This is a genomic window from Zobellella endophytica (assembly GCF_003012775.1).
Lineage (GTDB): Bacteria > Pseudomonadota > Gammaproteobacteria > Enterobacterales > Aeromonadaceae > Oceanimonas > Oceanimonas endophytica.
In genome coordinates this window covers 1-20,717 of record NZ_PXYG01000006.1, presented here as the reverse complement: position 1 = coordinate 20,717, position 20,717 = coordinate 1, and the positions used below count along the sequence as shown (strand labels likewise).

32 protein-coding genes are annotated in these 20,717 nt (G+C 56.5%); all 32 read left to right on the top strand.

Translation table 11 applies throughout. The features are described from left to right. The first annotated feature begins 3 nt into the window (after positions 1–3). The 32 genes from rplD (at position 4) to C7H85_RS19910 (ending at position 20,376) form a co-directional block, all read left to right on the top strand. On the top strand, positions 4–609 hold the full coding sequence (gene rplD / locus C7H85_RS13490) for a 50S ribosomal protein L4 (protein WP_106730223.1): 606 nt from the start codon (positions 4–6) through the stop codon (positions 607–609). Beyond that, positions 606–908, top strand: coding sequence for a 50S ribosomal protein L23 (rplW, locus tag C7H85_RS13485; RefSeq protein ID WP_071473729.1), 303 nt, complete (start codon positions 606–608; stop codon positions 906–908). Before rplD ends, rplW begins: the two co-directional genes overlap by 4 nt. A 17-nt stretch (positions 909–925) precedes the next feature. Continuing rightward, on the top strand, positions 926–1,750 hold the full coding sequence (gene rplB / locus C7H85_RS13480; protein WP_106730222.1) for a 50S ribosomal protein L2: 825 nt from the start codon (positions 926–928) through the stop codon (positions 1,748–1,750). Between the two features lie 21 nt (positions 1,751–1,771). After that, entirely contained in the window at positions 1,772–2,050 is a 279-nt protein-coding gene (gene rpsS, locus C7H85_RS13475; protein ID WP_008486816.1) for a 30S ribosomal protein S19, read from the top strand. A gap of 10 nt (positions 2,051–2,060) precedes the next feature. Further along, complete coding sequence (rplV, locus tag C7H85_RS13470; protein WP_094039354.1) at positions 2,061–2,393, top strand: 50S ribosomal protein L22; 333 nt, start codon at positions 2,061–2,063, stop codon at positions 2,391–2,393. 18 nt (positions 2,394–2,411) lie between these two features. Continuing rightward, the gene (gene rpsC / locus C7H85_RS13465; protein WP_106730221.1) at positions 2,412–3,107 is read left to right on the top strand and encodes a 30S ribosomal protein S3; all 696 of its coding nucleotides are present in this window, start codon (positions 2,412–2,414) and stop codon (positions 3,105–3,107) included. Positions 3,108–3,119: 12 nt separating this feature from the next. Then, positions 3,120–3,533 carry a 50S ribosomal protein L16 gene (rplP, locus tag C7H85_RS13460; protein ID WP_106453795.1) on the top strand — a complete coding sequence of 138 codons (414 nt, stop codon included), beginning with the start codon at positions 3,120–3,122 and terminating at the stop codon, positions 3,531–3,533. Next, on the top strand, positions 3,533–3,724 hold the full coding sequence (gene rpmC, locus C7H85_RS13455; RefSeq protein ID WP_014290676.1) for a 50S ribosomal protein L29: 192 nt from the start codon (positions 3,533–3,535) through the stop codon (positions 3,722–3,724). Before rplP ends, rpmC begins: the two co-directional genes overlap by 1 nt. A 1-nt stretch (position 3,725) precedes the next feature. Beyond that, a complete protein-coding gene (gene rpsQ, locus C7H85_RS13450; RefSeq protein ID WP_106730220.1) occupies positions 3,726–3,986 on the top strand; it encodes a 30S ribosomal protein S17 in 261 nt (86 codons plus the stop codon). A gap of 159 nt (positions 3,987–4,145) precedes the next feature. Next, positions 4,146–4,514: a 50S ribosomal protein L14 gene (gene rplN / locus C7H85_RS13445; RefSeq protein WP_014290674.1), complete on the top strand. Its 369-nt coding sequence runs from the start codon at positions 4,146–4,148 to the stop codon at positions 4,512–4,514. Positions 4,515–4,524: 10 nt separating this feature from the next. Further along, the gene (gene rplX, locus C7H85_RS13440; protein WP_106730219.1) at positions 4,525–4,842 is read left to right on the top strand and encodes a 50S ribosomal protein L24; all 318 of its coding nucleotides are present in this window, start codon (positions 4,525–4,527) and stop codon (positions 4,840–4,842) included. Positions 4,843–4,856: 14 nt separating this feature from the next. Further along, positions 4,857–5,396, top strand: coding sequence for a 50S ribosomal protein L5 (rplE, locus tag C7H85_RS13435; protein WP_094039360.1), 540 nt, complete (start codon positions 4,857–4,859; stop codon positions 5,394–5,396). 11 nt (positions 5,397–5,407) lie between these two features. Continuing rightward, entirely contained in the window at positions 5,408–5,713 is a 306-nt protein-coding gene (gene rpsN / locus C7H85_RS13430; RefSeq protein ID WP_106730218.1) for a 30S ribosomal protein S14, read from the top strand. 22 nt (positions 5,714–5,735) lie between these two features. Continuing rightward, positions 5,736–6,128 (top strand): 30S ribosomal protein S8, encoded by a 393-nt coding sequence (rpsH, locus tag C7H85_RS13425; protein WP_106730217.1) that lies wholly within the window; start codon positions 5,736–5,738, stop codon positions 6,126–6,128. Between the two features lie 9 nt (positions 6,129–6,137). Next, positions 6,138–6,671, top strand: coding sequence for a 50S ribosomal protein L6 (gene rplF / locus C7H85_RS13420; protein WP_106730216.1), 534 nt, complete (start codon positions 6,138–6,140; stop codon positions 6,669–6,671). 9 nt (positions 6,672–6,680) lie between these two features. Then, on the top strand, positions 6,681–7,034 hold the full coding sequence (gene rplR / locus C7H85_RS13415; RefSeq protein WP_106730215.1) for a 50S ribosomal protein L18: 354 nt from the start codon (positions 6,681–6,683) through the stop codon (positions 7,032–7,034). Between the two features lie 14 nt (positions 7,035–7,048). Next, positions 7,049–7,549, top strand: coding sequence for a 30S ribosomal protein S5 (gene rpsE / locus C7H85_RS13410; RefSeq protein ID WP_106730214.1), 501 nt, complete (start codon positions 7,049–7,051; stop codon positions 7,547–7,549). 6 nt (positions 7,550–7,555) lie between these two features. Next, positions 7,556–7,738 carry a 50S ribosomal protein L30 gene (rpmD, locus tag C7H85_RS13405; protein ID WP_014290666.1) on the top strand — a complete coding sequence of 61 codons (183 nt, stop codon included), beginning with the start codon at positions 7,556–7,558 and terminating at the stop codon, positions 7,736–7,738. A gap of 4 nt (positions 7,739–7,742) precedes the next feature. Next, positions 7,743–8,177 carry a 50S ribosomal protein L15 gene (gene rplO, locus C7H85_RS13400; RefSeq protein ID WP_106730213.1) on the top strand — a complete coding sequence of 145 codons (435 nt, stop codon included), beginning with the start codon at positions 7,743–7,745 and terminating at the stop codon, positions 8,175–8,177. 8 nt (positions 8,178–8,185) lie between these two features. Beyond that, on the top strand, positions 8,186–9,517 hold the full coding sequence (gene secY / locus C7H85_RS13395; protein ID WP_106730212.1) for a preprotein translocase subunit SecY: 1,332 nt from the start codon (positions 8,186–8,188) through the stop codon (positions 9,515–9,517). Positions 9,518–9,543: 26 nt separating this feature from the next. After that, positions 9,544–9,657 (top strand): 50S ribosomal protein L36, encoded by a 114-nt coding sequence (rpmJ, locus tag C7H85_RS13390; protein WP_005319705.1) that lies wholly within the window; start codon positions 9,544–9,546, stop codon positions 9,655–9,657. A gap of 140 nt (positions 9,658–9,797) precedes the next feature. Beyond that, on the top strand, positions 9,798–10,154 hold the full coding sequence (gene rpsM / locus C7H85_RS13385) for a 30S ribosomal protein S13 (RefSeq protein ID WP_106730211.1): 357 nt from the start codon (positions 9,798–9,800) through the stop codon (positions 10,152–10,154). 14 nt (positions 10,155–10,168) lie between these two features. Further along, positions 10,169–10,561 carry a 30S ribosomal protein S11 gene (rpsK, locus tag C7H85_RS13380; RefSeq protein WP_014290661.1) on the top strand — a complete coding sequence of 131 codons (393 nt, stop codon included), beginning with the start codon at positions 10,169–10,171 and terminating at the stop codon, positions 10,559–10,561. Between the two features lie 30 nt (positions 10,562–10,591). Next, a complete protein-coding gene (gene rpsD / locus C7H85_RS13375; RefSeq protein ID WP_106453808.1) occupies positions 10,592–11,212 on the top strand; it encodes a 30S ribosomal protein S4 in 621 nt (206 codons plus the stop codon). 24 nt (positions 11,213–11,236) lie between these two features. Continuing rightward, the gene (locus tag C7H85_RS13370) at positions 11,237–12,226 is read left to right on the top strand and encodes a DNA-directed RNA polymerase subunit alpha (protein ID WP_106730210.1); all 990 of its coding nucleotides are present in this window, start codon (positions 11,237–11,239) and stop codon (positions 12,224–12,226) included. A gap of 44 nt (positions 12,227–12,270) precedes the next feature. Further along, a complete protein-coding gene (gene rplQ / locus C7H85_RS13365) occupies positions 12,271–12,663 on the top strand; it encodes a 50S ribosomal protein L17 (protein ID WP_106453810.1) in 393 nt (130 codons plus the stop codon). 160 nt (positions 12,664–12,823) lie between these two features. Next, a complete protein-coding gene (locus C7H85_RS13360) occupies positions 12,824–14,989 on the top strand; it encodes a NosR/NirI family protein (protein ID WP_106730409.1) in 2,166 nt (721 codons plus the stop codon). Further along, entirely contained in the window at positions 14,976–16,865 is a 1,890-nt protein-coding gene (gene nosZ / locus C7H85_RS13355) for a TAT-dependent nitrous-oxide reductase (RefSeq protein WP_106730209.1), read from the top strand. The genes C7H85_RS13360 and nosZ overlap by 14 nt, the downstream gene beginning before the upstream one ends. Before the next feature lie 8 nt (positions 16,866–16,873). Further along, positions 16,874–18,169, top strand: a complete 1,296-nt coding sequence (locus C7H85_RS13350) for a nitrous oxide reductase family maturation protein NosD (RefSeq protein WP_106730208.1) — start codon at positions 16,874–16,876, stop codon at positions 18,167–18,169. Further along, entirely contained in the window at positions 18,138–19,064 is a 927-nt protein-coding gene (locus C7H85_RS13345; RefSeq protein ID WP_106730207.1) for an ABC transporter ATP-binding protein, read from the top strand. The genes C7H85_RS13350 and C7H85_RS13345 overlap by 32 nt, the downstream gene beginning before the upstream one ends. After that, positions 19,036–19,872: an ABC transporter permease gene (locus C7H85_RS19915; RefSeq protein ID WP_210433651.1), complete on the top strand. Its 837-nt coding sequence runs from the start codon at positions 19,036–19,038 to the stop codon at positions 19,870–19,872. Before C7H85_RS13345 ends, C7H85_RS19915 begins: the two co-directional genes overlap by 29 nt. Positions 19,873–19,875: 3 nt before the next feature. Further along, positions 19,876–20,376, top strand: a complete 501-nt coding sequence (locus C7H85_RS19910; RefSeq protein ID WP_210433650.1) for a nitrous oxide reductase accessory protein NosL — start codon at positions 19,876–19,878, stop codon at positions 20,374–20,376. Positions 20,377–20,717 lie beyond the last annotated feature (341 nt).

Below are 20,717 nucleotides of genomic sequence, written 5' to 3'. Positions count from 1 at the left end.
GTAATGGAATTGGTAATGAAAGACGCGCAAGGCGCTCTTGAAGTTTCCGAAACTACCTTCGGGCGTGAGTTCAACGAAGCGCTGGTGCACCAGGTTGTTGTGGCCTATGCAGCCGGCGCTCGTCAAGGTACTCGTGCTCAGAAGACCCGTTCCGAAGTGTCTGGCGGCGGCAAGAAACCGTGGCGCCAAAAAGGCACCGGCCGGGCCCGTGCCGGTACCATCCGCTCTCCGATCTGGCGTTCCGGTGGTGTGACCTTCGCGGCCAAGCCGCAGGATCACAGCCAGAAGGTCAACAAGAAGATGTACCGTGGTGCCATCAAGAGCATCCTCTCCGAGCTGGTACGTCAAGAGCGTCTGATCGTGGTGGAGAAGTTCGCCGTTGAAGCGCCGAAAACCAAAGAGCTGGTTGCCAAGCTGAAACAGTGGGATCTGCAGGATGTGCTGATCATCACCGCCGAAGTGGACGAGAACCTGTTCCTGGCCGCCCGCAACCTGTACAAGGTTGACGTGCGCGACGTGGCCGGTATCGACCCTGTTTCTCTGATCGCGTTCGACAAGGTATTGGTAACTGCCGACGCAGTTAAGCAAATCGAGGAGATGCTGGCATGATCCGTGAAGAGCGTATTCTGAAAGTTCTGAAGGCGCCGCATATCTCTGAAAAAAGCACCATGGTTGCCGAAAAAACCAACACTATCGTGTTCAAGGTTGCCAAGGACGCTACCAAGGCTGAAGTAAAAGCCGCGGTCGAGAAGCTGTTCGAAGTTGAAGTCAAAGATGTTCGCACGTTGCTGGTCAAGGGTAAAACCAAGCGCACCGGTAACCGCATGGGCCAACGTTCCGACTGGAAAAAAGCCTACGTGACCCTGAAAGAAGGTCAGGACATCGACTTCATCGGCGGTGCCGAGTAAGAGAGGAGTAATCAAAAATGGCAATCGTAAAATGTAAGCCTACTTCTCCGGGTCGCCGTCATGTGGTCAAGGTCACCAGCCCGGAACTGTACAAAGGCAAGCCGTTCGCTGCCCTGCTGGACAAAAAGTCCAAGTCTGGCGGTCGTAACAACGCCGGCCGTATCACTACCCGTCACATCGGTGGTGGTCACAAGCAGCACTACCGTATCGTTGACTTCAAACGCAACAAGGACGGTATCCCGGCCAAGGTAGAGCGTCTGGAGTATGATCCGAACCGCTCCGCCAACATCGCCCTGGTGCTGTACGCAGACGGCGAGCGTCGTTACATCCTGGCCCCGAAAGGCGTTCAGGCCGGCGACCAGCTGCTGTCCGGCGATGCGGCCCCGATCAAGGCCGGCAACTGCCTGCCGATGCGCAACATCCCCGTGGGTAGCACAGTGCACGCCATCGAGATGAAGCCTGGCAAAGGCGCGCAGATCGCTCGCTCCGCCGGTACTTACGCCCAGATCCTGGCGCGTGAAGGTAGCTACGTCACCCTGCGTCTGCGCTCCGGCGAAGTGCGTAAAGTCCTGGCCGAGTGCCGTGCGACCCTGGGTGAAGTGGGCAACGCCGAGCACATGCTGCGTCAATTGGGTAAAGCCGGTGCTCAGCGCTGGCGTGGTGTTCGCCCGACCGTTCGTGGTGTGGCGATGAACCCGGTAGACCACCCGCACGGTGGTGGTGAAGGTCGTACCTCTGGTGGCCGTCACCCGGTTACTCCTTGGGGTAAACCGACCAAGGGCGCCAAGACCCGTAAAAACAAGCGTACCGACAAGTTCGTTGTACGTCACCGTAACAAGTAATAGTTTTTTAGAGGTATCACCATGCCACGTTCTCTCAAGAAAGGTCCGTTTATCGACCTGCACTTGCTGAAGAAGGTAGAGAAAGCGGTGGAAAGCGGGGATAAAAAGCCAATCAAAACTTGGTCCCGTCGTTCAATGATCATTCCGAACATGATCGGTTTGACCATCGCTGTCCATAATGGTCGTCAGCACGTACCTGTCTACGTTTCCGATGAAATGATCGGTCACAAGCTGGGTGAATTTGCACCGACTCGTACTTATCGCGGTCATGCCGCCGATAAGAAGGCCAAGAAGCGTTAAGGGGTAACAGATGGAAGCTATAGCTAAACACCGCTTTGCTCGTACTTCTGCCCAGAAGGCGCGCCTGGTAGCCGATCAAGTTCGCGGTCTGTCCGTAGACAAGGCACTGAATGTCCTGGCTTTCAGCCCGAAAAAGGCTGCCGTTCTGGTGAAGAAAGTTCTGGAATCTGCCATTGCCAATGCCGAGCACAATGAAGGTGCGGATATCGATGAGCTGAAAGTGGCCAAGATCTTCGTTGACGAAGGTCCCACCATGAAGCGTATTCGTCCTCGTGCCAAGGGCCGCGCGGACCGTATCATGAAGCGTACCAGCCACATCACTGTGGTTGTGTCCGACCGCTAAGAGGCTAGGAGATAAGCAATGGGCCAGAAAGTACACCCGAATGGTATTCGCTTAGGGATCACCAAGCCTTTTAACTCGACCTGGTTTGCGAATACCAAGGACTTCGCTGACAACCTGCACAGCGATTTTCAAGTGCGTCAGTACCTGAACAAGGAACTGAAAAACGCCTCCGTTTCTCGGATCGTGATCGAGCGTCCGGCCAAGAGCATCCGTGTGACCATTCACACCGCTCGTCCCGGCGTCGTAATCGGCAAGAAAGGCGAAGACGTTGAAAAACTGCGCAAGCATGTTGCCATCTTGGCTGGCGTGCCTGCTCAGATCAACATTTCCGAAGTGCGCAAGCCTGAGCTGGATGGTCAGCTGGTAGCCGATTCAATCGCCTCCCAGCTGGAGCGTCGCGTGATGTTCCGTCGTGCCATGAAGCGCGCGGTACAGAACGCCATGCGCATCGGCGCCAAAGGCATTAAAGTGGAAGTTAGCGGTCGTCTGGGCGGCGCTGAAATCGCGCGTACCGAATGGTACCGTGAAGGTCGTGTGCCCCTGCACACCCTGCGTGCCGACATCGACTATGCAACTTCTGAAGCATCTACCACTTACGGCATCATCGGCGTCAAGGTTTGGGTATTCAAGGGTGAAGTTCTGGGCGGCCTGCAAGCCGTAGCCCAAGAGCCGCAAGCCCCTGCCAAGCCCAAGCGCAAAGGCCGCGGTAAGTAAGGAGACTCGGACATGTTGCAACCAAAGCGTACAAAATTCCGTAAAGTCCACAAAGGCCGTAACCGCGGCGTGGCGACCTCAGGCAACCTGATTTCTTTCGGTTCCTTTGGTCTGAAGGCGACCACTCGTGGACGTATCACTGCTCGTCAGATCGAAGCAGCCCGTCGTGCGATGACTCGTCACGTTAAGCGTCAAGGCAAGATCTGGATCCGTATTTTCCCGGACAAACCGATTACCGAAAAGCCCCTCGAAGTTCGTATGGGTAAAGGTAAGGGTAACGTGGAATATTGGGTCGCCCAGATCCAGCCGGGTCGTGTCCTGTATGAGATGGACGGTGTACCTGAGTCACTGGCTCGCGAAGCCTTTGCACTGGCGGCTGCCAAGCTGCCGGTTAGGACCACTTTCGTAACTCGGACGGTGATGTGATGAAAGCACAAGATCTGCGTGAAAAGAGTGTTGAAGAACTGAACCAGGAGCTGCTGGGCCTGCTGCGTGAGCAGTTCAACCTGCGCATGCAAGCGAGCACTGGCCAGCTGGCTCAGACTCACAACCTCAAAACGGTACGTCGCGACATCGCGCGTGTTAAGACTGTTCTGAATGAAAAGGCAGGTGCCTAAGATGAGCGAACAAACCATTCGTACTCTGCAGGGCCAGGTAGTCAGCGACAAGATGGACAAGTCCATCACTGTGGCTATCAACCGCTTCGTGAAGCACCCGATCTACGGGAAGTACATCAAGCGCACTACCAAGCTGCACGTTCATGACGAGAACAATGAGTGCAAGACCGGCGACGTCGTGACCATTCGCGAATGCCGCCCGCTGTCCAAGACCAAGTCCTGGACTCTGGTAAAAATCATTGAGCGCCCGGTTAAAGCCTGACGATCTCTGGTATACTTACCCGGTCAAACGGCCCAGCGATGGGCCGTTTGTTTTTTACCCTACCTTTTCCGGATTGGCGGTGCTATAATGCCGCGCCTTCTTTGGCAGCCAACATATCCCGAAAGGGTTTTAAAGTAGTCACTTTAGCGGAGCACTAACATGATCCAAATGCAAAGTATGCTGGACGTGGCCGACAATTCCGGTGCGCGCAGCGTAATGTGTATTAAGGTCCTGGGTGGTTCGCACCGCCGCTACGCCGGCATCGGCGACATCATCAAGGTTACCGTCAAGGAAGCGATTCCGCGCGGTAAGGTTAAAAAAGGTGATGTAATGAACGCGGTGGTCGTACGCACTCGTAAAGGCGTTCGTCGTCCGGACGGCTCTGTCATCCGTTTCGACCGTAATGCGGCCGTGATTTTGAACAACAATCACCAGCCGATCGGTACTCGTATTTTTGGACCGGTGACTCGTGAACTTCGCTCTGAGAAGTTCATGAAGATTGTTTCACTGGCACCTGAAGTACTGTAAGGAGTCAACGATGGCAGCAAAAATCCGTCGCGATGACGAAGTCATCATTCTTACCGGCAAAGACAAGGGCAAGCGTGGCACCGTCACCAAGGTCCTGGTCAGTGAAGGTAAGGTTATCGTCTCAGGTATCAACCTGGTCAAGAAGCACCAGAAGCCCGTGCCCCAACTGGGTCAGGCTGGCGGTATCATCGACCTGGAAGCACCGATTGACGTTTCTAACGTTGCGCTGTTCAACTCTGCCTCCGGCAAAGCTGATCGCGTAGGTTTCCGGATTGAAGACGGCAAAAAAGTTCGTTTCTTCAAATCCACCGGCGAACTTGTGAAGTAATTGGAGTTTATACGATGGCGAAACTGCATGATTACTACAACGAAAATGTAGTAAAAGAACTGACTAGCCAGTTCGGGTACAAGACTATCATGCAAGTCCCTCGGATTGAGAAAATCACCCTGAACATGGGTGTGGGTGAAGCCCTGGCTGATAAAAAGATCCTGGACAATGCCGCTGCCGATCTGGCTGCCATTTCCGGTCAAAAGCCGTTGATCACCAAAGCTCGTAAATCCGTTGCTGGCTTCAAAATCCGTGAAGGCTACCCCATTGGTTGTAAAGTAACTCTGCGCGGCGAGCGTATGTGGGAGTTCCTGGAGCGTTTGATTTGCATCTCTATCCCCCGGATCCGTGACTTCCGTGGCCTGAACCCGAAATCGTTCGATGGTCGTGGTAACTACTCCATGGGCGTGCGTGAGCAAATCATTTTCCCTGAAATCGATTATGACAAGGTAGATCGTGTGCGTGGTCTGGACATCACCATCACCACCACTGCCCAGTCAGACGAAGAAGGTCGTGCTCTGCTGGCTGCCTTTGACTTCCCATTCCGTAAGTAAGGTGTAGGGTTATGGCAAAACAATCAATGAAAGCTCGCGAAGTCAAGCGCGCAAAGCTGGCTGACAAATACGCAGCCAAGCGTCATGCACTGAAAGACATCATCTCTGACGTGAAGACTTCTGATGAAGACCGTTGGGATGCGGTGCTGAAACTGCAGCAACTGCCCCGTGACGCAAGCCCCTCTCGTCAGCGTAACCGCTGCAACATCACTGGCCGTCCGCATGGTTTCCTGCGGAAGTTCGGTCTGAGCCGCATCAAGGTGCGCGAACTGATGATGAAGGGTGAAATTCCTGGCCTGAAGAAGGCTTCTTGGTAAGCGAACACGGGAGTAATACACAATGAGCATGCAAGATCCGATCGCGGATATGCTGACCCGCATCCGCAACGGTCAGGCAGCCAACAAAGTTGCTGTCACCATGCCCTCTTCCAAAGTCAAAGTGGCTATCGCCCAGGTACTGAAAGAAGAAGGTTATATCACTGACTTTAATGTCGCTGGTGAGACCAAAGCCGAACTGGAAGTGACTCTGAAGTACTTCCAGGGTGAGCCGGTGGTTGAAATGATCCAGCGCGTCAGCCGCCCCGGTCTGCGCATCTACAAGAAGCGCGACGAACTGCCGAAAGTCATGGCAGGCATGGGTGTGGCTATCGTTTCCACGTCTAAAGGTGTGATGACCGACCGTGCCGCGCGTAAAGCGGGTATGGGCGGTGAGATCATCTGCTACGTTGCTTAAGGAGTAGATATGTCTCGCGTTGCTAAGGCACCTATCGAAATTCCTGCCGGCGTAGAAGTGACGTTGAACGGTCAGGAAATTACCATCAAGGGTGGCAAAGGTACTCTGAATCGTACCCTTAACGCTGCTGTTGAAATCAGCCAGGAAGACAACCTGTTGAAGTTCACTCCCCGTGAAAACGTGGACGGCGCCAATGCCCAGGCAGGTACTGCCCGTGCTCTGGTCAACAACATGGTTGTTGGTGTTACCCAAGGCTTCGAACGCAAGCTGCAGCTGGTTGGTGTAGGTTATCGCGCCCAGATCAAAGGCAACGCCGTTGCGCTGTCGCTGGGTTTCTCTCACCCGGTTGAGCATGCACTGCCTGAAGGCGTGTCCGCTGAATGTCCTTCCCAGACCGAGATCGTTCTCAAGTCTGCCGACAAACAGCTGATCGGTCAGGTTGCTGCCAATATTCGTGCGTACCGCAAGCCCGAGCCCTACAAAGGCAAAGGTGTTCGCTATTTCGGCGAGCAGGTCCGCAGTAAAGAGGCTAAGAAGAAGTAAGGTAACACTATGGACAAAAAAGCAGCTCGTATCCGCCGTGCTACCAAAGCACGCAAAAAGATGCTGGAACTGGGTGCGACTCGCCTGGTGGTTCACCGTACTCCGCGCCACATCTATGCACAGGTTATTGCACACAACAGTTCAGCCGTACTGGCTTCCGCGTCTACCGTGGAGAAGTCAATCCGTGAACAAGTGAAATATACCGGTAACATCGATGCCGCCGCGATAGTCGGTAAAACCGTCGCCGAGCGCGCTCTCGAAAAGGGCGTGACCAACGTCGCTTTTGACCGTTCCGGTTTCCAATATCACGGTCGTGTAGCCGCTCTAGCTGCTGCTGCTCGTGAAGCTGGTCTTCAGTTCTAAGGGTGGAGTCGAAAATGGCAAAAATCGAAGCTCAAGCCGGTGAACTGCAAGAAAAGCTCATTGCAGTAAACCGTGTATCAAAGGTCGTAAAGGGTGGTCGTATCTTCTCCTTCACCGCGTTGACGGTGGTAGGTGACGGTAACGGTCGTATTGGTTTCGGTTACGGCAAAGCCCGTGAAGTTCCTGCCGCCATTCAAAAGGCGATGGAACAGGCGCGTCGTAACATGCGTACCGTTGGTCTGAACAACGGCACCTTGTTCCATCCGGTCAAGGGTCGTCACTCCGGCTCCAACGTGTTTATGCAGCCTGCCTCCGAAGGTACCGGTATCATCGCCGGTGGTGCCATGCGCGCCGTACTGGAAGTAGCCGGTGTACATAACGTACTGGCCAAGACTTACGGTTCCACCAACCCGAACAACGTAGTTCGCGCTACCATCGACGCTCTGACTCATATGAAGTCACCCGAGCAAGTCGCTGCCAAGCGTGGTCTGCGCGTTGACGAAATACTGGGGTAATGCGCCATGGCTAACAAGACTGTAAAAGTAACTCAGACTCGTAGCTCCATCGGCCGTCTGCCTAAGCATAAGGCAACGCTGCGTGGCCTGGGTCTGCGTCGCATTGGTCACACCGTCGAGCTGGAAGATACAGCTTGTGTACGCGGTATGATCAACCAGGTTTACTACATGGTTAAGGTTGAGGAGTAATCGCATGCGTTTGAATACTCTGTCTCCTGCCGCCGGCTCCAAGCCTTCCGCCAAGCGCGTAGGTCGTGGTATCGGTTCTGGTCTGGGTAAAACCGGTGGCCGCGGCCACAAGGGCCAGAAGTCCCGTTCCGGTGGTAAGGTTCGTAACGGTTTCGAAGGCGGTCAGATGCCGCTGAAACAGCGTCTGCCGAAGTTTGGTTTTACTTCGCGCAAAGGTCTGGTCAGTGCAGAAGTACGTCTGAGCGAACTGGCGAAAGTTGAAGGCGATGTGGTGGACCTGAACACCCTGAAGCAGGCTGGCTTGGTTACCAAGAACATCCAGTTTGCCAAAGTGGTTCTGTCTGGCACTATTGACCGTCAAGTGACTGTGGTTGGTCTGGGCGTCACCAAAGGTGCACGCGCAGCCATCGAAGCCGCCGGCGGAAAAATCGAGGAATAATAAGTACTATGGCCAAGAAACCAGGATTAGATGCAAAAAACGCACAGGGCGGGCTGAGTGAACTGAAAAGCCGTCTGCTTTTCGTTCTGATCGCGATAGTTGTCTTTCGCGCCGGCTCCTATGTGCCTATTCCTGGTATTGACGCCGCCGTACTTGCCGACTTGTTCCAGCAACAACAGGGCACCATCATTGAAATGTTCAACATGTTCAGTGGTGGCGCCCTGGAACGAGCGTCCATACTGGCGCTGGGGATCATGCCGTATATTTCTGCGTCCATCATCATCCAGCTGCTGACTGTGGTTCACCCCACCTTGGCAGAGCTCAAGAAGGAAGGTGAATCCGGTCGTCGCAAGATCAGTCAGTACACCCGGTATGGCACGCTGGTTCTGGGCACCATCCAGGCCATCGGTATCGCTACCGGCTTGCCGAACATGATGCCAGGGCTCGTGGTTAACCCGGGTTTCGGCTTCTACTTTACGGCAGTCGTGAGCCTGGTCACCGGCACCATGTTTTTGATGTGGTTAGGTGAGCAGATTACCGAACGAGGCATTGGCAATGGTATCTCGTTGATTATCTTCGTGGGTATTGTTGCCGGTCTGCCTTCGGCCATCGGTGCCACGGCAGAGCAGGCGCGTCAGGGGGAATTGCACATTCTGTTGCTGTTGCTGCTGGCCGTGATTGTGTTTGCGGTAACCTATTTCGTGGTCTTTGTTGAACGTGGTCAGCGCCGCATCGTGGTGAACTACGCCAAGCGTCAACAGGGTCGCCAGGTATTCGCGGCACAGAGTACACACCTGCCCTTGAAAGTGAACATGGCGGGGGTTATTCCAGCAATTTTCGCATCCAGCATTATTCTTTTCCCGGGTACCGTGGCCTCATGGTTCGGCCAGGGGGAGGGGTGGTTCGCCAATATCCTGCAGGAGCTGTCGCTCACACTGCAGCCCGGCCAGCCGCTGTACGTAATGTTGTATGCCGCTGCCATTATTTTCTTCTGTTTCTTCTATACCGCGCTGGTGTTCAACCCGCGCGAGACGGCAGACAACCTGAAGAAGAGTGGTGCTTTCATCCCGGGGATCCGTCCGGGTGAGCAGACAGCGCGCTATATCGATAAAGTGATGACTCGCCTGACCCTGGTCGGTGCCCTGTACATTACCTTTATCTGTTTGGTTCCACAGTTTCTGATGACAGCCTGGAACGTCCAGTTCTACTTTGGCGGTACCTCGCTGTTGATTATTGTGGTCGTCATCATGGATTTCATGGCTCAGGTGCAAACCCACATGATGTCTCACCAGTATGGCGATGTCCTGAAAAAAGCGAACCTGAAAGGCTACAACCGCTAAGGTTCGGTTATTTACGGAGTTAAGCAATGAAAGTCCGTGCTTCCGTTAAGGCAATTTGCCGTAACTGCAAAATCATCAAGCGCCACGGTGTGGTGCGGGTGATCTGCAGCGAGCCCAAGCATAAACAGCGCCAAGGCTAAAAAAGTTACGGTTTAACTTGAAAAGTAAAGGCGGGCTGGCTAAAGTAGCCAGCCACCTTTGTTGGGTGTATGTGTAGTCATTACGTATCCTAGACGGGCTTTGTAATGGCTTATTATTTTTAAGTATGTAGGAGTGCATAGTGGCCCGTATCGCTGGCATTAACATTCCTGACCATAAACATGCCGTCATCGCTTTGACTGCTATTTATGGCGTCGGCCGTACCCGCTCCAAAGCCATTTGTGCTGCAGCCGGTATCGCTGAGGATGTGAAAATTAAAGAATTGGATGATGCTCAGGTAGAAGCCCTGCGTGAGCAAGTAGCGAAGTTCACCGTAGAAGGTGACCTGCGTCGCGAAATCTCCATGAACATCAAGCGTCTGATGGACCTGGGTTGTTACCGAGGTCTGCGTCATCGTCGCAGCCTACCCGTTCGCGGTCAGCGCACCAAGACCAATGCGCGTACGCGTAAAGGTCCTCGTAAACCGATCAAGAAATAACGGGAAGGTAGATCATGGCTAAAACCCCGGCTCGTAGTGCACGTAAGCGTGTTAAAAAGCAGGTGAGCGATGGTATCGCCCACGTTCATGCATCTTTCAACAATACCATAGTAACTATTACCGATCGTCAGGGTAATGCTCTCTCTTGGGCAACCGCCGGCGGTTCAGGTTTCCGTGGTTCCCGCAAGTCCACCCCGTTCGCGGCTCAGGTAGCTGCCGAGCGCGCCGGTGAAATTGCCAAGGAATACGGTGTTAAGAACCTGGAAGTAATGGTGAAAGGTCCGGGTCCGGGCCGTGAGTCATCCATCCGTGCGTTGAATGCGGCAGGTTTCCGCATCACCAACATCACCGATGTGACTCCCATCCCGCACAACGGTTGTCGTCCTCCCAAGAAGCGTCGCGTATAACCCTTCTTGTAGGATAGTTGGAGAAAGAACATGGCAAGATATCTGGGTCCCAAGCTCAAGCTGAGCCGTCGCGAGGGCACTGACCTCTTCCTGAAGTCAGGCGTTCGCGCGATCGATTCAAAATGTAAAATTGATACCGCACCCGGTCAACATGGCGCCCGCAAACCGCGTCTGTCTGACTACGGTGTTCAGCTGCGTGAAAAGCAGAAAGTCCGTCGTATCTACGGCGTACTGGAAAAGCAATTCCGCAACTACTACAAAGAAGCTGCGCGCCTGAAAGGCAACACTGGTGAGAACCTGCTGCAGCTGCTGGAAGGTCGTCTGGACAACGTTGTTTACCGTATGGGCTTTGGTGCCACCCGCGCCGAGTCACGTCAGCTGGTCAGCCACAAGGCTATCCTGGTGAACGGTAAGGTTGTCAATATTCCTTCCTTCCAAGTTTCTCCCGAGGACGTAGTCAGCGTTCGTGAGAAGGCCAAGAAGCAAGCCCGGATCAAAGCCGCTCTTGAGGTTTCCGGTCAACGTGAAAAGCCGACTTGGGTAGAAGTCGACGCTACCAACATGCAAGGCACCTACAAGCGCCTGCCTGAGCGTAGCGACCTGTCTGCCGAGATTAACGAACAGCTGATCGTCGAGCTTTACTCCAAGTAAAGCTAGCTTCTAAGAGAGGACACAATGCAGGGTTCTGTAACAGATTTTCTTAAGCCGCGTCTGGTTGATATCGAACAGATCAGCCCGACTCATGCCAAAGTGACTCTCGAGCCGCTGGAGCGTGGCTTTGGTCATACATTGGGTAATGCGCTGCGTCGTATTCTGCTTTCTTCCATGCCGGGTTGTGCCATCACCGAAGTCGAACTCGACGGTGTGTTGCACGAGTACAGCAGCAAGGAAGGTATCCAGGAAGATATCCTGGAAATCCTGCTGAACCTCAAAGAGGTTGCTGTGAAGCTGGAAGGCAAGGACGAAGTTACCCTGTCTCTGACCAAAACTGGTGCAGGTCCCGTAACTGCAGGCGACATCACCCATGGTGATGACGTTGAGATCGTTAACCCAGACCACGTCATCTGTCATCTGACAGGGGACGAGGCCGAAATCAGCATGCGTCTGAAGGTGCAGCGCGGCCGGGGCTATATTCCTGCCGCTGCCCGCGCCCACAATGAAGACGACGAGCGTCCTATCGGTCGCTTGTTGCTGGATGCGGCTTACAGCCCCGTGGTTCGTATCGCCTATAATGTTGAGGCGGCCCGTGTTGAACAGCGTACCGATCTGGATAAGCTGGTTATCGACATGGAAACCAACGGCACCCTGGATCCGGAAGAAGCCATCCGTCGTGCGGCCACCATCATGGCCGAGCAATTGGAAGCCTTCGTCGATCTGCGTGACGTGAGCGAACCGGAAGAGAAAGAAGACAAGCCTGAGTTCGATCCTATCCTGCTGCGTCCTGTCGACGATCTGGAACTGACCGTTCGCTCCGCGAACTGTCTGAAGGCAGAAGCGATCCATTACATTGGTGATCTGGTACAGCGTACCGAGGTGGAGCTGCTTAAGACTCCCAACCTGGGTAAAAAATCTCTTACCGAGATTAAAGACGTGTTGGCGTCTCGTGGTTTGTCTCTGGGCATGCGCCTGGAGAACTGGCCGCCTGCCAGCATCGCTGATGAATAAACCGGATCACGGGTTTTACAGATTTAGTTAGGAAGGATTAGGTCATGCGCCATCGTAAGAGTGGTCGTCAACTTAACCGGAACAGCAGCCATCGTCAGGCGATGTTCCGTAACATGGCCAGCTCCTTGGTTCGTCATGAAGTTATCAAGACGACTCTGCCCAAGGCTAAAGAGCTGCGTCGTGTGGTTGAACCTCTGATCACACTGGCCAAGAGCGACAGTGTTGCTAACCGTCGCCTGGCATTTGCCCGTACTCGCGACAGCGAAGTAGTCGGCAAGCTGTTCAATGAACTGGGACCTCGCTACCAGGAGCGCCCGGGTGGTTACACCCGTATCCTGAAGTGTGGTTTCCGTGCCGGTGACAACGCCCCTATGGCTTATATCGAGCTGGTAGGTCGCGACGTCGAGGCCACAGAAGCAGCCGCTTCTGAAGAATAAAAAACAAAAGCCGGGTTCGCCCGGCTTTTTTTTGTCCTGTTTTTACCGCGCCCGTTTTATTCCCCGCCGATTTCCCTCCGCCTGATCTGGATCAAGCCCGTCGAGGCCATTTTTTAACATTATATTGTGCAATTGAAATGGATATTTATGGTTGCCCGATATGCCACTGGTCCGGTTGCTTGCCTCTTTGTTGCTGCTGTTGTTCGTCAATGGCACGGTATCTGCGACGACGCCCTTGTCGCCCGCCGGGCTGCTGGCACAGTGGTATCCCGGGGCTGCCGTCGAGCCGGTTTCCGAACCGTGGCAAGGCTGGCGTATTATTACCGACGACAAGACGCCCAGTTATGCCTTCCTTACCCGGCAATTCACCGATATTCCCGCCTATTCCGGCAAGCCGGTGGAGCTGCTGCTGGCGATGGACAGCAGCGGCCGGCTGGAGCATGCCCGGGTACTGGAGCACCACGAGCCGATACTGCTGATCGGCATACCTGAGATCAAGCTGACCGAGTTCGTCGACCAGTATCAGGGTATCGACGCCGGTGAACGGGTGCAGGTGGGATTGTCCCGTCGGGATGATATCCACTCGCTGGACGGGGTCACCGGGGCCACCGTGACGGTGATGGTGATCAACCAGACCATCATGCGGGCGCTGCGCGCGGCCCGGGCGGCCCTGGCCGAGGGGAAGACGGCATCCTCCCCCGAGCAAACCGCCGCCTCGGCTACCTTGCAGCCCGACTGGCAGCCCCGCAGTTGGGCTGAGCTGTATGAGCGCCAGCTGGTTCGCTCCCTGCGCCTGACCGAAGGCGAAGTGGAACAAGCCTTTTCCGGCACCCGGGCGGCTTCCCGTACCGGACCGGCAGCGCCCGACGCCGTTTTTATGGCGCTGTACTTTTCCCCGCTGAGGGTGGCGGAAGCCGGCATCAATCTGCTGGGGCAGCAACAGTATGATCGGCTGATGGCGAGCCTGGAGCCCGGCGATCAGCCGGTGCTGGTGGTGGCCAACGGCGACTACAGCTTCCGCGGCAACGGCTTCGTGCGTGGTGGCATCTTCGACCGCATCCGGTTGTGGCAGGGTGCAGAGGAAATCGCCTTCCGCGACATGGACTACCAGCGCCTGGCGGCATCGGATCTGTTGGCTGAAGGCACGCCCGAATTCGGCGAGCTGGCCATTTTCATCGCCCGGGAAGACAGCCTGGACCTGACCCGGCCCTGGCAATTCGAGCTGATGGTGCGGCGCCAGGTCGGCGCCCTGGACAGTGAGTTCGCCAGCTTCTACGCCGATTACAGCTTGCCCGATGCTTACCTCGACCTGCCCGAGTCGGTGGTGGCTACCGAGGCGGTATGGTCCGAAGAGGAAGCCCCGCTGTGGGTCAGCGTCTGGCAGCACAAGGCGGTGCAGATAGCTGTGCTGGCCGCCGGTTTGGCGGTGCTGGTGATCATCCTGTTCCTGCAGGACTGGCTGGTACAACATCCGACCCTGCTGCACCGTCTCCGCATCGGCTATCTCTGCTACACCCTGTTCTTCATCGGTTGGTACAGCCTGGCCCAGCTGTCGATCATCAATGTGTTCACCTTTCTGCATGCGCTGTTCGGCGGCTTCCAGTGGTCATCCTTCCTGCTCGATCCCATGATGTTCATCCTGTGGAGCTTCGTGGCCCTGACCCTGCTGCTGTGGGGGCGGGGTATCTTCTGCGGCTGGCTCTGTCCCTTTGGGGCCTTGCAGGAACTGGTGAACGAAGCGGCGCGCAAGCTGAAGATAAAGCAGTTCACGGTGCCTTTCGCCCTCCACGAACGGCTGTGGGCGTTGAAGTACCTGATCCTGCTGGGCCTGTTCGGGCTGTCGTTGCAGTCTTTGGCCCTGGCCGAACAGGCGGCGGAAGTGGAACCGTTCAAGACGGCAGTAACGCTGCGCTTTGTGCGCGAGTGGGGTTATGTGCTCTATGCCCTCGGCTGGGTGGTGCTGTCGCTGTTCGTGCGCAAGGCCTATTGTCGCTATATCTGCCCCTTGGGCGCCGCACTCGCCGTGCCGGCCCGGCTCCGGCTGTTCGACTGGATCAAGCGCCGGCAGGAATGCGGCACTCCCTGCCAGCTGTGCGCCAAGGAGTGCGAGGTGCAGGCCATTCATCCCGATGGCCGCATCAATGCCAACGAGTGCCATCACTGCCTGGATTGCCAGATCACTTATTACAACCAACGCAAATGTCCGCCGCTGGTAATGAAAGCCAAGAAACGCCGCCAGCGCGAGCTGGAGCGGGAAGCGGCTCGAATCAAAGTGACCAACGTGGATATCACCGGACTACAAGGAGAGTCTAATGAGCAAGCATGACCAACATGAAGAACCGAGCGAGCACGTCAAACTGAGCCGACGGCTGTTCCTGGGTGGCTCTTCCGCCCTGCTGGCCACGGCGGCGGCCGGCGGCGGCCTGAGCCTGGCGTCGTCACCGGCCCTGGCCGCGGCGGCGGCCCAGAATGCCCATGTGGCGCCCGGCGAGCTGGACGAATACTACGGCTTCTGGAGCGGCGGTCACCAGGGTGAGGTGCGGGTACTGGGTGTCCCCTCCATGCGCGAATTGATGCGCATTCCGGTGTTCAACGTGGACTCGGCTACCGGCTGGGGCCTGACCAACGAAAGCAAGCGGGTCTTTGGAGAAAGCAGTAAGTACCTGAACGGCGACTGCCACCACCCCCATATCTCCATGACGGATGGAAAATATGACGGCAAGTACCTGTTCATCAACGACAAGGCCAACAGTCGGGTAGCCCGTATCCGCCTCGATATCATGAAATGCGACAAGATGGTCACTGTCCCCAACGTGCAGGCCATCCACGGACTACGCCTGCAAAAAGTGCCCCACACCAAGTACGTGTTCTGCAACGCCGAGTTCATCATTCCCCACCCCAACGACGGCAGCAACCTGAAAAACCTGGACGCGGCCGAGCAATTCACCATGTTCAACGCGGTGGATGCCGAGACCATGGAGGTGGCCTTCCAGGTCATTGTCGACGGTAACCTGGACAACTGCGACGCCTGTTACACCGGCAAATACGCTGCCTCCACCTGTTACAATTCGGAAGGCGCCACCGATCTGGGCGGCATGATGCGTAACGAACGGGACTGGGTGACGGTGTTCAACATTCCCCGTATCGAGGCGGCGATCAAGGCTGGCAACTTCACCACCCTGGGCGATGCCAAGGTGCCGGTGCTGGACGGCCGCAAGGGCTCTGAACTGACCCGCTACGTGCCGGTGCCGAAAAACCCCCACGGCCTCAACACCTCACCCGACGGCAAGTACTTTATCGCCAACGGCAAGCTGTCGCCGACCGTGTCGATGATCGAGATCGCCAAATTGGACGATCTGTTCGAGGACCAATTCGAGGATCCTCGCGCCGTCATCGCCGCCGAGCCCGAGCTGGGCCTGGGGCCGCTGCACACCACTTTCGACGGCCGCGGCAACGGTTATACCACGCTGTTTATCGACAGCCAGGTGGTGAAGTGGAACCTGGCCGATGCGGTGCGTGCCTATAACGGCGAGGACGTCAACTACATCCGCCAGAAGCTGGATGTGCAGTACCAGCCCGGCCACAACCACGCTTCCCACACCGAGGCTCGGGATGCGGACGGCAAGTGGCTGGTGGTGCTGTGCAAGTTCTCCAAGGACCGCTTCCTGCCGGTAGGTCCGCTGCATGCGGAAAACGACCAGTTGATCGATATCTCCGGCGAGGAGATGAAGCTGGTGCACGACGGCCCCACCTTCGCCGAGCCCCACGACTGCATCCTGATCAAGCGCAACATGCTCAATCCCAAGAAAATCTGGGACCGCCAGGACCCCTTCTTCGCCGACACCGTAGCCATGGCGGCCAAGGACGGTGTGACCCTGGAGCGAGATAACAAGGTGATCCGCGACGGCAACAAGGTGCGGGTATACATGACTTCGGTGGCGCCCACCTACGGCATCCAGGAATTCACCGTCAGGCAGGGTGACGAGGTGACAGTGGTGGTGACCAACCTGGACATGATCGAGGACGTGAGCCACGGTTTCTGCATGGTTAATCACGGGGTCAGCATGGAGATCAGTCCGCAACAGACCTCATCCATCACCTTTATTGCCGACAAACCCGGGGTGCACTGGTATTACTGTAACTGGTTCTGCCATGCCCTGCACATGGAAATGGTCGGCCGCATGTTCGTCGAGCCGGCATAAGGTCTGTGATGAACAGACTATGGCTGTTGTTGCTGTTGTTCGCCTGGCCACTGGCGGCGGAGGTCCGGCTGACGCCGGCCTCCGTGGCCGGGCTGGCCGGGGTGGCGGCGGGAGAAACCGTGGTGCTGGCCGCCGGTGTCTATCCGGCGCTGCGCATCGAGCAGCCGCTGAACCTGCGAGGGGAGCCGGGCACGGTGATCGACGCAGGCGGCCAAGGTCATGGTCTCTATATCGATGCACCCGGGGTGCGGGTGCAGTCGCTCACCATCCGCAACTGGGGCCGGGATCTGGGCACCCTGGATGCGGGCATCTTTATCTCCGAGCGGGGCTCGGGTACCGAGGTGGCCGGGGTGCGGCTTCGTGGCCCAGGCTTCGGCATCTGGGCCGATCGGGTCAGCCGCATCCGCTTCTATGACAACGATATCGAGGGAGACCACAGCCTGCGCTCCCAGGACAGAGGCAACGGCATTCATCTGTTCAACGTCAGCGACAGCGAGATCAGTCGAAATCAGATCCGACATACCCGGGATGGCATCTATATCGACTACAGCAACCACAACCGGCTGATCGGCAATCGGCTGAGTGAGCTGCGTTACGGCATCCACTATATGTACTCCAACCATAACGAGGTCAGCGGCAACCATACCCACCGGACCCGCACCGGCTATGCCCTGATGCAGTCGCGGCAGCTGACGGTGATCGGCAATATCTCCGAGCAGGATGAAAACTACGGCATCCTGATGAATTACATCACTTATTCTCTTATCCGTGGCAATCGGGTGAGCGGCGCAAAGGCTAACAGTCGCTTGCTCAACCCGAGAGGGGCGGAAGGCAAGGCACTGTTAGCCTACCATGCGGTGGGCAACGAAATCAGCGGCAATTGGCTGGGCCACAGTGATCTGGGGCTGCACATGACTGCCGGCTCCGAGCAGAACCGCATTTTCGACAATGCCCTGGTCGGCAACCGGACCCAGGTGCGCTACGTCTCCAACCGACCCCAGGAATGGTCCCTGGATGGCCGCGGCAATTACTGGAGCGACTACCAAGGCTGGGATCTGAATCAGGACGGCCTGGGTGATATTGCCCACGAGCCGAATGACGGCATGGACCGGATGCTGTGGCAATACCCGGCGGCCCGCTGGCTGATGAATGCCCCTGTGGTCAGTCTGCTGCGTTGGGTTCAACAGCAGTTTCCGGTGTTCAAAGGACCGGGGGTGCGGGATTCATTTCCTCTGATGGCGCTGCCCGAGGGGATGAATAACAGGAGGAGCGATGAGCATTATCCGCTTACGGCAAGTCAGTAAGCAGTTTGCCGACAAAAAAGCGCTGCGGCAGGTATCGCTGGCGGTGTCATCCGGCGAGGTGCTGGGGCTGCTCGGCCATAATGGCGCCGGCAAGACGACCAGTATCAAGCTGATCCTGGGGTTACTGCGGCCCGATGAGGGGGAGGTGCGGGTGATGGGCCAGGATCCTGCCCGGGACACCTTTCGGAAGCAGCGCCGGCATATTGGTTTTTTGCAGGAAAATGTCAGCTTCTATGACCAGTTGACCGGCGCTGAAGTCATCGGTTACCTGGCGCGGCTCAAGGGCATGGCACCGAAACAGGGCATGACGCTGCTCGAGCGCTTGGGGCTGGCCGAGGCGGCCGGGCGCCGGGTCAAAACTTACTCCAAAGGGATGCGCCAGCGGCTGGGGCTGGCCCAGGCCATGTTGGGCCAGCCCAGGGTGCTGCTGCTGGATGAGCCGACCGTGGGGCTGGATCCCCTGGCTACCCGGGATTTTTACCAGCAAATCGACGAGTTGCGTCGGCAGGGCTGCGCCATCATCCTCTGTTCCCATGTGTTGGCGGGAGTAGAGCCCTATCTGGATCGCATCGCCGTGATGGGACAAGGGCGGCTGCTGGCCTCTGGCAACCTGGCCGAGCTGCGCGCCAAATCCCGGCTGCCGGTCACTCTCACCCTCTACGGTGACAACCTGGAGCAACAACTGCCGGAGTCTTGCCAGGCCTTGGTGTGTCAGTCCGAGCCGGGCCAACTGGCTCTGCAGGGCCAGCCGGAGCAGAAGAAACTGCTGGCACAAGCCATCTGCAGCCTGCCCGGTTTGCGGGACTTCCATTGGCAGCAGCCCAACCTGCCCGAGTTGTACCAACATATCTGTTACGGAGCCGCCGATGGCCGTATTACTGATTATTGCCCGTAAGGAATGGCTGGACGGCATCCGCAACCGCTGGGTGCTGGCCATCACCCTTATGCTGTGGGGGCTGGCGGTTGGCTTGGCCTATTTCGGCGGCGTGGCCTCGGGCCTGGTCGGTTTCACCAGTATCGAATCCAGCCTGGCCAGTCTGGCCAGCCTGGCGGTGGTGATACTGCCGCTGATCGCCCTGCTGCTGGGCCATGATGCCCTGATCGGCGAAGCCGAGCGGGGTACCCTGCTGTTACTACTGACCTATCCCGTTACTGCAGGCCAGTTGCTGATCGGCAAATTTATGGGGCAGGCGCTGATGTTGGCAGTGGCCACCGGCCTCGGTTTTGGCAGTGCAGCCCTGACCCTGTTGTTGCTGACTCCCGAGCTGGATACCGGACTGGTGCTGGGATTGTTTGGTGCCCTTATCCTGTCAGCCATTCTGCTTGGCTGGATTTTCCTGGCCATGGCCTATGTACTGAGTGCCTGGGTCAGTGAAAAGGGCAAGGCGGCCGGCGCCTCTCTCATTCTCTGGTTTTTTTTCGTGGTGGTGTTCGACCTGCTGATGCTGGGCCTGTTGATCGGCTTGCCGGAACAGCTCGATTTCTCCTCGCTGCCCTACCTGATGCTGCTCAATCCGGCGGATATCTTCCGCATCTTCAACCTGGGACTGTTGTCATCCAGTGAAGTTAAAAGCGGTGTTATGGCGGCCGGCAGCGAGCTGGCCCTGGACTCTGGCGGCCTGCTTGCCTGCCTGATGCTGTGGTTGGCGACACTGATGCTGCTGGCCCGTTTTCTTTTTCAACGTTCCCTGACGAGGATTTAAATTATGCGTTTTTTGTCTCTCTTGCTTTCGGTGCTGCTGCTGGCTGGTTGTAGTGAAAGCGAAGTGGATGCCCAGGTCAGGCAGGTGGTGGCGATAGAGCAGGGGGACGAGTGCCACCTCTGTGGCATGGCGATCAGTCAATTCCCCGGTCCCAAGGGGGAAGCCTACGAGCAAGGAACGGAAGAGATCCGCAAGTTCTGCTCTACCCGGGATCTGTTGAACTGGGCGCTGGATCAGGAAAACCGGCATGCCCGCCAGCAGCTTTGGGTACACGACATGAGCCAGGTGCCCTGGGATAAGCCGGACGACGAGCACTTTATCGATGCCGAAACTGCCTGGTATGTGGTGGGCTCCAGCCAGAGCGGGGCTATGGGGCCGACCCTGGCCAGCTTTGGTGAGCAGCCGGTGGCCGAACGGTTCGCCAGGGAGTTTGGTGGCCAGGTACGGAAGTTCGAAGAGTTGACGCTGGAAAATATCAATCAACAAGGACATCAGGTGCACTGATGTGTGGGTAAATCTGTGGTTAACCTGTGCTTTTGCTGAGTTAATCAGCAACTGGCGGTGAAAGAGATGTTTTTCACCAAAAAGCCCTTGCGCAAAAAGCGCGGCTGCCTATAATGCGCATCCACTGACACGGCGCAACCCGCCGCGGTCACAAGCGGTAAAAACTTCGGTTTTGAGGCTTGACGAATCAAAAGGACGGCGTAGAATACGCAGTCCTGACCAACACCAGGTCAACGCTCTTTAACAATCTATCAAGCAAACTGTGTGGGCACTCGCAGTGCGTTGGGAAACAAAAAAATACTGTTTTTCAATGACTGTCGAAGTGCACAAACACTTCAGCA

What these genes read in the sequence shown, in the direction of transcription:
- rpsE (WP_106730214.1), top strand. Translation starts at nt 7,049, where the DNA reads ATGGCAAAAATCGAAGCTCAAGCCGGTGAACTGCAAGAAAAGCTCATT.
- rplQ (WP_106453810.1), top strand. Translation starts at nt 12,271, where the DNA reads ATGCGCCATCGTAAGAGTGGTCGTCAACTTAACCGGAACAGCAGCCAT.
- C7H85_RS19910 (WP_210433650.1), top strand. Translation starts at nt 19,876, where the DNA reads ATGCGTTTTTTGTCTCTCTTGCTTTCGGTGCTGCTGCTGGCTGGTTGT.
- C7H85_RS13345 (WP_106730207.1), top strand. Translation starts at nt 18,138, where the DNA reads ATGAGCATTATCCGCTTACGGCAAGTCAGTAAGCAGTTTGCCGACAAA.
- rpsQ (WP_106730220.1), top strand. Translation starts at nt 3,726, where the DNA reads ATGAGCGAACAAACCATTCGTACTCTGCAGGGCCAGGTAGTCAGCGAC.
- rplN (WP_014290674.1), top strand. Translation starts at nt 4,146, where the DNA reads ATGATCCAAATGCAAAGTATGCTGGACGTGGCCGACAATTCCGGTGCG.
- rplD (WP_106730223.1), top strand. Translation starts at nt 4, where the DNA reads ATGGAATTGGTAATGAAAGACGCGCAAGGCGCTCTTGAAGTTTCCGAA.
- rpsK (WP_014290661.1), top strand. Translation starts at nt 10,169, where the DNA reads ATGGCTAAAACCCCGGCTCGTAGTGCACGTAAGCGTGTTAAAAAGCAG.
- C7H85_RS13370 (WP_106730210.1), top strand. Translation starts at nt 11,237, where the DNA reads ATGCAGGGTTCTGTAACAGATTTTCTTAAGCCGCGTCTGGTTGATATC.
- rplB (WP_106730222.1), top strand. Translation starts at nt 926, where the DNA reads ATGGCAATCGTAAAATGTAAGCCTACTTCTCCGGGTCGCCGTCATGTG.
- nosZ (WP_106730209.1), top strand. Translation starts at nt 14,976, where the DNA reads ATGAGCAAGCATGACCAACATGAAGAACCGAGCGAGCACGTCAAACTG.
- C7H85_RS13350 (WP_106730208.1), top strand. Translation starts at nt 16,874, where the DNA reads ATGAACAGACTATGGCTGTTGTTGCTGTTGTTCGCCTGGCCACTGGCG.
- rplP (WP_106453795.1), top strand. Translation starts at nt 3,120, where the DNA reads ATGTTGCAACCAAAGCGTACAAAATTCCGTAAAGTCCACAAAGGCCGT.
- rplW (WP_071473729.1), top strand. Translation starts at nt 606, where the DNA reads ATGATCCGTGAAGAGCGTATTCTGAAAGTTCTGAAGGCGCCGCATATC.
- secY (WP_106730212.1), top strand. Translation starts at nt 8,186, where the DNA reads ATGGCCAAGAAACCAGGATTAGATGCAAAAAACGCACAGGGCGGGCTG.
- rplE (WP_094039360.1), top strand. Translation starts at nt 4,857, where the DNA reads ATGGCGAAACTGCATGATTACTACAACGAAAATGTAGTAAAAGAACTG.
- rpsN (WP_106730218.1), top strand. Translation starts at nt 5,408, where the DNA reads ATGGCAAAACAATCAATGAAAGCTCGCGAAGTCAAGCGCGCAAAGCTG.
- rplO (WP_106730213.1), top strand. Translation starts at nt 7,743, where the DNA reads ATGCGTTTGAATACTCTGTCTCCTGCCGCCGGCTCCAAGCCTTCCGCC.
- rpmD (WP_014290666.1), top strand. Translation starts at nt 7,556, where the DNA reads ATGGCTAACAAGACTGTAAAAGTAACTCAGACTCGTAGCTCCATCGGC.
- rpmJ (WP_005319705.1), top strand. Translation starts at nt 9,544, where the DNA reads ATGAAAGTCCGTGCTTCCGTTAAGGCAATTTGCCGTAACTGCAAAATC.
- rplF (WP_106730216.1), top strand. Translation starts at nt 6,138, where the DNA reads ATGTCTCGCGTTGCTAAGGCACCTATCGAAATTCCTGCCGGCGTAGAA.
- C7H85_RS13360 (WP_106730409.1), top strand. Translation starts at nt 12,824, where the DNA reads ATGCCACTGGTCCGGTTGCTTGCCTCTTTGTTGCTGCTGTTGTTCGTC.
- rpsC (WP_106730221.1), top strand. Translation starts at nt 2,412, where the DNA reads ATGGGCCAGAAAGTACACCCGAATGGTATTCGCTTAGGGATCACCAAG.
- rpsH (WP_106730217.1), top strand. Translation starts at nt 5,736, where the DNA reads ATGAGCATGCAAGATCCGATCGCGGATATGCTGACCCGCATCCGCAAC.
- rplR (WP_106730215.1), top strand. Translation starts at nt 6,681, where the DNA reads ATGGACAAAAAAGCAGCTCGTATCCGCCGTGCTACCAAAGCACGCAAA.
- C7H85_RS19915 (WP_210433651.1), top strand. Translation starts at nt 19,036, where the DNA reads ATGGCCGTATTACTGATTATTGCCCGTAAGGAATGGCTGGACGGCATC.
- rpsD (WP_106453808.1), top strand. Translation starts at nt 10,592, where the DNA reads ATGGCAAGATATCTGGGTCCCAAGCTCAAGCTGAGCCGTCGCGAGGGC.
- rplX (WP_106730219.1), top strand. Translation starts at nt 4,525, where the DNA reads ATGGCAGCAAAAATCCGTCGCGATGACGAAGTCATCATTCTTACCGGC.
- rpsS (WP_008486816.1), top strand. Translation starts at nt 1,772, where the DNA reads ATGCCACGTTCTCTCAAGAAAGGTCCGTTTATCGACCTGCACTTGCTG.
- rpmC (WP_014290676.1), top strand. Translation starts at nt 3,533, where the DNA reads ATGAAAGCACAAGATCTGCGTGAAAAGAGTGTTGAAGAACTGAACCAG.
- rplV (WP_094039354.1), top strand. Translation starts at nt 2,061, where the DNA reads ATGGAAGCTATAGCTAAACACCGCTTTGCTCGTACTTCTGCCCAGAAG.